The organism is Curtobacterium sp. C2H10 (genome assembly GCF_025407985.1).
Classification (GTDB): Bacteria; Actinomycetota; Actinomycetes; order Actinomycetales; family Microbacteriaceae; genus Curtobacterium.
Genome location: NZ_JABXGF010000082.1, coordinates 1 through 9,009, shown reverse-complemented (window position 1 = coordinate 9,009; position 9,009 = coordinate 1). Strand labels below are relative to the sequence as shown.

At 73.1% G+C, this 9,009-nt stretch carries 5 protein-coding genes and 1 pseudogene; all 6 read right to left on the bottom strand.

The genetic code is table 11. From position 1 onward, the window contains the following. Positions 1-125: 125 nt before the first annotated feature. Positions 126-1,145 (bottom strand): DNA polymerase III subunit delta, encoded by a 1,020-nt coding sequence (gene holA, locus HWD93_RS17790; RefSeq protein WP_261647538.1) that lies wholly within the window; start codon positions 1,143-1,145, stop codon positions 126-128. A 368-nt stretch (positions 1,146-1,513) separates the two neighbouring features. Beyond that, positions 1,514-3,142 (bottom strand): annotated as a pseudogene (locus HWD93_RS17785) (ComEC/Rec2 family competence protein); the annotation flags it as partial. Positions 3,143-3,514: 372 nt separating this feature from the next. Then, positions 3,515-3,982, bottom strand: a complete 468-nt coding sequence (locus HWD93_RS17780) for a ComEA family DNA-binding protein (protein ID WP_261647537.1) — start codon at positions 3,980-3,982, stop codon at positions 3,515-3,517. Between the two features lie 401 nt (positions 3,983-4,383). After that, on the bottom strand, positions 4,384-6,996 hold the full coding sequence (leuS, locus tag HWD93_RS17775) for a leucine--tRNA ligase (RefSeq protein WP_306577606.1): 2,613 nt from the start codon (positions 6,994-6,996) through the stop codon (positions 4,384-4,386). A 67-nt stretch (positions 6,997-7,063) separates the two neighbouring features. Continuing rightward, complete coding sequence (cydC, locus tag HWD93_RS17770) at positions 7,064-8,812, bottom strand: thiol reductant ABC exporter subunit CydC (protein WP_261647535.1); 1,749 nt, start codon at positions 8,810-8,812, stop codon at positions 7,064-7,066. Further along, a partial coding sequence (locus HWD93_RS17765) for a hypothetical protein (RefSeq protein WP_261647534.1) occupies positions 8,809-9,009 on the bottom strand: 201 nt, incomplete at its 5' end. The genes HWD93_RS17765 and cydC, both read right to left, overlap by 4 nt.

The following is a 9,009-nucleotide window of genomic DNA, read 5'->3' as shown; positions in this document are numbered from 1 at the left end:
GCGCGCGGCGGCGTGACACTTGCGTTTCGACATGCTGCGTGTCGATCGACACGCAGAACGTCGCAACGCGCGTGCGGTGCCGTCCGACTCGCGTCGCGTGCGCAGTTCAGGAGGCGCGGCTCGCCTCAGCGCGCCTCGCCGCGCCGGGCGATGGTGCGGACCATGACCTCGAGCGCGTAGTGCGCGTCGCGCGAGCCACCCTTCACCGCGGTGTCGGCCTCGGCGATGCTGATGATCGCGTTCGCGAGCCCGGACTCGCTCCACCCCGCGACGTCACGCTGTGCCCGCTGCACCTGCCACGGCGCCATGCCGAGCGCTGAGGCGGCCTGCCCGCTCGGCCCGCGGAATGCACTGACCTTCGCCATCGTGCGGATCTTCGACGCGAACGCCGCCACGATCGGCACCGGAGCCTCGCCCGTGGAGAGCGCGTGCCGCAACTCGACGATGGCCGGAGCCGAACGGCCGGCGAGTGCGATGTCGGCGACCTTGAACGCGTTCGTCTCGACGCGACCGCCGTAGTACTTGTCGACGACCTTGTCCGTGATCTCGGCTGCCTCGTCCGCGAGGAGCTGCCGGCACGCGGCCGCGAGCTCGGCCAGGTCGTCCGCGAACGCCGCGACGAGGGTGCGAACCGCCGAGGGCGCGATCTTGCGTCGGGCAGCGCGGAACTCCGCCGTGACGAAGTCGATCCGGTCGGTCTCGCGCTTCAGCTCGTCGCACTGGACCTCGACGCCCCCGCCGACACCGCTGCGGATCGTGTCGAGCAGCTTCTTGCCGCGCACTCCCCCGCCGTGGCGCAGCACGAGCGTGACGTCGTCCGCCGGGGCACCGAGGTACGAGATCGTCTCGGTGATGAACGCGTCGGTGCACTTCTCGACGTTGCTGACCCGGACCAGCCGGGGCTCGCCGAACAGGGACGGACTCGCGAGCGTGGCGAGGAGGCCGGGTGCGTACTGGTCGGCTTCGAGGTCGTGCACCTCGAGCGCGGGGTCCTCGCCCACGAGCAGGTCACGCAGGACGCTGCTCGCTCGCTCGGCGAGGAAGGTCTCGGGCCCCGTGACGAGCACCACCGGCGCAGGGCGGATGCCCGACCAGGGCACCTGGTCGATCTTCGCTGCGGCGCGGACGGGCTTCTTGGCGGCCATGCCTCGATCCTACGGGCGACCGCTGACGCCGAGCGCTCCGTCCACACCCGGAGGGCGTCGGGTCCGTCCCGTCCGACGACCACGGTCCCCTGCTGGTCGGTCCGGTACGCGCGGGTGCCAGCGGCCTCGAGCACGTCCAGCGCCGAGCGGGTCGGGTGGCCGTAGGTGTTGTCCGCACCGACGCCGATGAGCCCCACCGCGGCCGCGGTCTCGCGGTAGAGCACCGGGTCCTGGTCGGCCGAACCGTGGTGCGCCACCTTCACGACCTCGATCGTGGTCCCGGGCCGGGCCTGCGTTCCGGTGTCGGCCCGGGACGCCAGGACACCGCGGAGCCGGCGCTGCGCGGTCTCCCCTAGGTCTCCGAGGAACAGCCCGCCGACACACGACGTGCAGCCCGGCCCGGGTTCCGTGCGGAGGACCAGACTCGCGTCGTTGCCGGCGTCCCGCGCACCCGACCGCGGCCACACCACCCGCCACCGGAGCGGCCCGAGCGTGCCCGATGTCGTGTCGTCGGCCGTGCGGACGTCGATGCCCGCGTCGACGAGCGACCGGAGGACGCGCTCGTCCTCGGCCCGACCCGTCGGCCCGACGAGCGCGGTCGTCACACGGTCCGCGACCGACGCGACCGCACCGACGTGGTCCCGGTCGAAGTGCGTCAGCACGAGCAGGTCGACCCGGTCGACGCCGAGGAGGTCCAGGCAGGCGCTGAGTCGCTCCGGATCGTCGCCGACGTCCACCAGTGCGGTGCCGCTCCCGCCCCGGACGAGCACCGCGTCACCCTGTCCCACGTCGCACGCGGCGACGGCCCAGTCACCGGGCAGCCCCGCGCGCACGACGAGTCGCGGCACGGCGACGGACACGATCCCGACCGCTGCGACCGTGCACGCGGCGAGGAGCAGGCGGAAGCGGACCGCTCGGGGCGCGAGGACCGCCACCGCGACCGAGGCGCTCACGACGGCGGCGCCGACCACCCCGAGCACTCCGGCTGGCCAGGGCGCGGCGGCGTACGGGAGCGCAGCCGCTCCGTGCGCGATGCCTCCGATCGCGCTGGCGGGCGCCCACGCCACCGCGGCGAGCACCGAACCGCCCCACGGCCACAGCGGCGCGGTCAGGCACGCGGCGAGCCCGATCACCGTGACGACGGGCGCGAGCGGCTCGGTCAGCAGGTTCGCCGGGACAGCGTAGGTCGGGAACGTGGCCGACAACGGGATGGTGACCGGCCAGCAGGCGAGCTGCGCCGCGACGGGGATCGCGAGCGCTGCCGCCACCGGCGTCCACACCCGTCGTGCGAACAGCGCCGTCAGCGGCGGACCGAGGACCACGATCCCACTCGTCGCGAGCACCGACAGGGCGAACGCGAACGACCGGGCGTACCAGGGGTCGACGACGAGCATCCCGACCACGGCGAGGGCGATCAGCGGGACCCCACGCACCGGGCGTCCCGCGAGGTGCACCACGAGCACGACCACCGCCATCACCGTCGCCCGCACGATCGAGGGGTCCGGACGGACCAGTGCGACGAACGCCAGCAGGAGCGCGATCGCCACCACCGCCCGACCCGCTCGCGGGAGGCCGACGACCCGCCCCAGCACGACCACGAGTCCCACGATCACCGCGCAGTTCGCGCCGGACACGGCGGTCAGGTGGGTGAGCGCCGAGGTCTCCATCGCGGCCTCGGTCGCGGGGTCGAGTCCGCTCCGGTCGCCGATCGCCAGACCGCGCAACAACGAGGCTCCGGGTTCCGGCAGGGTCGCGCTCGCGGAGACGAACGCCCGGCGCGCTCGATCGGTGGCCGCGAGGAGTCCCGTCGGCGGGTCGGTCCGGACCTCACCGCGCAGGAACACCACGAACGACGTCGTGCTCCCCGGCTCGTCCGCTTCGAGCGTCGCCACCCCGCGCACCCGACTCCCCGCAGCGACGGCTTCGGGCGCGCCCTCCGCTGCGGGGACGACCCGCACCGGCACGCGCAGTCCCGCGGCGTCCCCAGCGCGCGCCATGGTGCCGACGACCGACAAGTCACCAGCCGCGAGGTCTCGGTCGAGCACGACCTCGACGGCGGCCGTCCGGACACCGTCGAGGACGGCAGGGCTCCGCCGGTCGCCGCCGACCACCACGGCGACCGCCACCGTGGTGCAGAACGCGGCCGACGCCACCACGAGTCCCACGACGCCCAGAGCCCGCCGCGGACACCCCGCCACCAGCCACGCGATGCCGCCACACGCGACGGCCGCGCCAACGAGCCCGAACCACCCCGCGCTGCCGGGCACCCCGACCAGCACCGCCGCGCACACCCACGCGGCCGTCGCGGGACCGGCCACTCGCAGGTCCCGCACGCCGGGAGCGAGGTCGACCGCCACCGCCGGCCCCGATCAGACCCGCACGCGGTCGCGGAGCTCCGCGAACCGGACGTCACCGATGCCGCTGACGTCGAGCAGGTCCTCGACGGCGGCGAACCGTCCGTGCTCGTCGCGCCATGCGAGGATCCGGCCCGCAAGCGACGGCCCGATCCCGGGCAGGGTCTCGAGCAGGGTCTGATCGGCCGTGTTGAGGTCGACGACGGCATCGACGGCAGACCCGGCACCACCGTCACCGGCCGAACCGGCTCCAGCACCGCTGCCACCGCTCCCGCCCGAACCCTCGAGCGCTGCCGGGATGTCCGTCTCCCCCGCCTTCGGCACGTACAACCGCTCACCGTCCACCAGCACCCGCGCGAGGTTCAGTCGAGCCAGGTCCGCGTCGTCACGAGCGCCCCCGGCCCGCTCGACCGCATCAGACACACGCCTGCCCCCGGGCAGGGTCACGATGCCCGGACGTGCCACCGCCCCGACGACGTGCACGACCACGAGCGGGGCCGCCGACGAGGACGGAGGACCCCCACCCGGAGAACGGGACGGCACCGCTGACGGAGCACCCGCCAGCGACAGCGGACCGTCGCCCCCACCGCCCGCCGACGATGACGCACCCGACCACGACCCGACCGCCACCACGACCCCGGCGACCAGGACGACGAGCCCTGCCAGCAGGACCGCCGTCCGCGGCGACAACGCCAGCCCAGCGGCCCACGACCGCGCAGACCCACCCGCCGACGCCGCCCCAGCCCCGCTGGACGGTCCCGTGGCTCCACCATCACCAGACGACATGCCCGCACGCTACGGAGCCCGACCACCCGGCCGGACCCCGCAACGACGATCGGTGGACGACCGTCCTCCAGCCCCACCTGTGGAGGACGAACGGCGCGCTACCCCTTGATCGCGATGTTCACGAGCTTCGGCGCCCGCACGATCACCTTCACGATCTCGCGGTCCCCGATGTACCGCTGGACGTTCGCCGACGCCCGTGCGAGCGCCTCCAGCTCCGACGGCTCGATCGACTTCGACACCTCGAACGAGTCCCGCACCTTGCCGTTGACCTGCACGACCGCGGTCAGCGACTCCTGCACGAGCAGCGTCGGGTCGGCCTTCCGCCAGCCGTACGTGGCGACGGTGGCCTCGTAGCCCAGCTTCTCCCACATCTCCTCGCCGGTGTACGGCGCGAAGACGCTCAGGCCGAGCGCGATGGTCTCGACGGCCTCGCGGACGGCGGGGTCAGCCGCGCCCGGACCGTTGTCGATCGCCTTGCGGGTGACGTTCACCAGGTCCATGAGCCGCGCGATCACGACGTTGAACTTGAACGACTCCATCATCCCCGGCGCATCGGCCAGGAACCGGTGCGTGACCTGCCGCAGGGCCCGGTCGCCGTCCGCCCACACGACGTCCGGCGACGACGTGACGTCGAGCGCCAGCCGGTAGGCACGGGCGAGGAAGCGGGCCGAGGCCGACGGGGAGACGTCCTCCCAGTTGATGTCGTCCTCTGGAGGCCCGGCGAAGCCCATCACCAGGCGGATCGCGTCGACACCGTTCGCGTCGAGCTCGTCCCCGAGCGAGACGCCACCCTTCGACTTCGACATCTTCGAGCCGCCGGACAGCACCATGCCCTGGTTGAGCAGCGCCGAGAACGGCTCGGTGAAGTCGAGGTAGCCGAGGTCGAACAGCACCTTGGTCACGAAGCGCGCGTACAGCAGGTGCAGGATCGCGTGCTCGATGCCGCCGATGTACTGGTCGACCGGGGCCCACTTGCGTGCGACGGCGGGGTCGAACGCCTGCGTGTCGTCGGTCGCCGCCAGGAAGCGCAGGAAGTACCACGACGAGTCGACGAAGGTGTCCATCGTGTCGGTGTCGCGGAGCGCGGGGGTGCCGTCCACCGGGTTCGGCACGTTCACCCAGTCGGTCGCGCCACCGAGCGGCGAGGTGCCCTTCGGCTTGAGGTCGAGCCCCTCGGTGTCGGGCAGCCGGACGGGCAGCTGGTCCATCGGCACCGGGTGCTCGGTGCCGTCGGCGCCGTGGATGATCGGGATCGGGGTGCCCCAGAAGCGCTGGCGCGAGATGAGCCAGTCGCGCAGGCGGTAGGTCTTGGCGGCACGTCCGGTGCCGCGCTCCTCGAGCAGGGAGATCGCCGCGGTGATCGCGTGCTGCTTGGACATGCCGTCGAGCGGGCCGGAGTTGATCATCCGACCGGTGCCGGTCAGGGCCTCACCCGTCGACACCGGGTCGAGCGCGGGCAGGTCGTCGAGCGAGGCGCCCTCGGGGATCACCGGGATCGCCCCGGTCACCGCGGCGTTCGTGTCGACGACGACCTTCACCGGCAGGTCGAACGCCCGCGCGAAGTCGAGGTCGCGCTGGTCGTGCGCCGGGACGGCCATGACCGCGCCGTGGCCGTAGTCGGCCAGCACGTAGTCGGCGGCCCAGATCGGCAGGCGCTCCCCCGTCAGCGGGTGGATCGCGAAGCGACCGAGCGGCACACCGGTCTTCGGGCGGTCGGCGTTCTGCCGGTCGATCTCCGACGTCTTCTGCGTGGCGACGAGGTATGCGTCGAACGCAGCCCGGACGTCGTCCGACACGGATGCGTCAGCCACCAGCGCAGCAGCCAGGTCAGAATCCGGCGCCACCACGAGGAACGTCACCCCGTGGATCGTGTCCGGACGCGTGGTGAACACCGTGACGGGCTCGTCGCGGCCCTCGATCACGAAGTCGACGTCCGCGCCGACCGAGCGGCCGATCCAGTTCCGCTGCTGCGCGATGACCTTCGCCGGCCACCGGCCCTCGAGCTGGTTGAGGTCGTCGAGCAGCCGGTCCGCGTACTCGGTGATCTTGAAGTACCACTGCGTCAGCTTCTTCTTGACGACGACGGCACCGGAGCGGTCCGAGGTGCCGTCCGGCAGCACCTGCTCGTTCGCGAGGACGGTCTGGTCCACCGGGTCCCAGTTGACCCAGCTGTCCTTGCGGTAGGCCAGCCCCTTCTCGTACATCTTCAGGAACAGCCACTGGTTCCACTTGTAGTACTCGGGGTCCGAGGTGTGGATCTCGGTGGTCCAGTCGAACGACGGCGCGTAGCGCTTGAACGACGCCTTCTGCTGCTCGATGTTCGCGTAGGTCCAGTCCTTCGGGTCGACCCCGCGCTTGATCGCCGCGTTCTCGGCCGGCAGCCCGAACGAGTCCCAGCCGATCGGGTGCAGCACGTTGAAGCCCTGCTGCCGCCAGTACCGCGCCACGAAGTCGCCGAGCGCCCAGTTCTCGGCGTGCCCCATGTGCAGGTCGCCGGACGGGTACGGGAACATCTCGAGGATGTACTTCCGCGGACGCGTGTCGTCGAGGTCGGTCGTGAAGAGCCCGAGCTCCTCCCAGCGCGGCTGCCACTTCTCCTGCAGACGACGGAAGTCGTAGGCGTTCGGGTCCTCGGGGTACGGCTCGGTGGTCACGGAACTCTCATTCAGTCTGGAGGCACGGATCACGTCCGTCGGACGCGCTCCGGTCATCAAGGATATAAGCCTGGAGGAACGGATCACCGCACCGGAGTCGACCCACCGCCGACCGGTGCTCGGCTCACACCGCAGCGAGCCGCCCGTCGCGCATCCGCAGCGTCCGGTCGACGAGGTCCGCCGCCACCGGCACGTGCGACACGACGACGACCGTCCTGCCGTCCTGCCGCGCGGCCCCGACGAGGTCGCGCAGCACGGTGTCGCCGAGGTCGGGGTCGATGTCGGCCGTCGGCTCGTCGAGCACGAGCACCGGGAACGCGTGCAGGAGCGCCCGGGCGAGCGCGAGCCGGTGCGCCTGCCCGCCGGACACCAGGGCACCGCGCTCCCCCACGCCCGCGTCGAGTCCACCGCGTCGCTGCACCCACGCCCCGAGCCCGACCCGGTCGAGCACGGCGAGCAGGTCCTCGTCGGTCGCGGTGTCGCGGGCGAACAGCAGGTTCTGCCGCACGGACTGGTCGAACACGAACGGGTCCTGCTCGATCAGCCCGACGCGGGCGCGGACGGCGTCGGGGTGCATGTCCCTCGCCTCGACCCCGTCGAGCGTGTACGAGCCCTCGTGGTCGACGAACCGGACGAGCGCGTCCACGAGCGTCGACTTGCCCGCGCCGCTCGGTCCCTCGAGCACGACGACCTCGCCGGGTCGGAGGTCCAACGACACCCGGTCGACGGCGGCCGCCGCGGCACCGGGCCAGCGCACCGTCACGTCGCGCAGCGAGACGGCGACGGGCCCGTCGACCACGAGCGAAGCGGGATCGGCGTCCGCGTCCGGCTCCGGGACGATGCCGGCCGGCACCTCCGCCGGGACGACCCGCTCCACCCGGTCGGCCGCGGCTCGGACCCGGCGCAGCGTCAGCACCGCGAGCGGGAACCCGCCGACGACCTCGAACAGGGCGAGTGGCACGAACACGGCGAGGGCCCAGAGCGGTCCGTCGAGCGCGCCGGTGACGACCGCGGGGGCGCCGACGGCCAGGATCCCGATGACCGCGCCACCCCCGACGAGGCCGACCAGGGCCCCGACGAGTGACTCGACCGTCCCCCGGCGCCGCACGGCCGCGGTCACCCGGGCGTCGAGCCGGGCGATGTGGTCGAGCCGTTCGTCGAGCGTGCCGTAGGCGGCGAAGACGTCGAGCGTCCGCACCGAGTCGAGCACGAGGTCGGCGACGTGCCCGCGTTCCGCGGCCGTCTGCTCGTCGGAGCGCCGTGCGATCGAGAGGGTGACGACCGACCCGAGGAGCGCGGCCACGGCGAGGGCGACGAGCAGCACGAGCGCCGCCGGCACCGACACGAACGCGACCGCGACCACGGAGAGCAGCGCGGCCACGCCGGCGGACACGAGCGGGCCGACGACGCGGATGGGCAGGTCCTGCAGCCGATCGGTGTCGGTGACGAGCCGCGTGAGGAGGTCGCCGCGACCGGTGGAGCCGAGTCCCGCCGGAGCGATCGACGACAGTCGGCGGTACATCTCGGTGCGCACGACCGCGAGCTGCCGGAACGAGGCGTCGTGTCCGGCGAGGCGGTCCACGTACCGGAGCGCCGCACGGCCGAGCGCGAACGCGCGGACACCCACCATCACGAGCGTCAGGTAGAGGATCGGCGGGTGCTCGGCCGCACGCGTGATGAGGTACCCGCTCGCGGCGAGGAGCGCCACGGCGCAGACCGCACTGAGCGCACCGGCCGTGACCGCCTTGGCCCAACCGGCCCCGTGCGGCATCGCGAGCCGCAGGACGGAGGCGTCCCCGCCGGCACGGCCGCCCCGCCGCTGGCGCGTCGGACCGGAACCGGCGTCGTGGGCCCCTCGCGCCTCCCGGGTCATGCCCGCACCCCGTCCGCCCGGGTGACCGCGACCGCGCCACCAGGTCGCCCGTCGACACGGGTGATTGCGACCGCGCCGTCCGGCCGCACGTCGACGCGGACGTGCGGCGCCGCGACGAGCGCGGGCCGGTGGCTCGCGACCACGACGACGGGCCCGTCGCCGGCGAGGCGGCGGAGGGTGCGGACGACGGGCTGTCG

Coding starts and splice junctions, on each gene's coding strand:
- cydC (WP_261647535.1), bottom strand. CDS start 8,812: ATGACCCGGGAGGCGCGAGGGGCCCACGACGCCGGTTCCGGTCCGACG.
- holA (WP_261647538.1), bottom strand. CDS start 1,145: ATGGCCGCCAAGAAGCCCGTCCGCGCCGCAGCGAAGATCGACCAGGTG.
- leuS (WP_306577606.1), bottom strand. CDS start 6,996: ATGACCGGAGCGCGTCCGACGGACGTGATCCGTGCCTCCAGACTGAAT.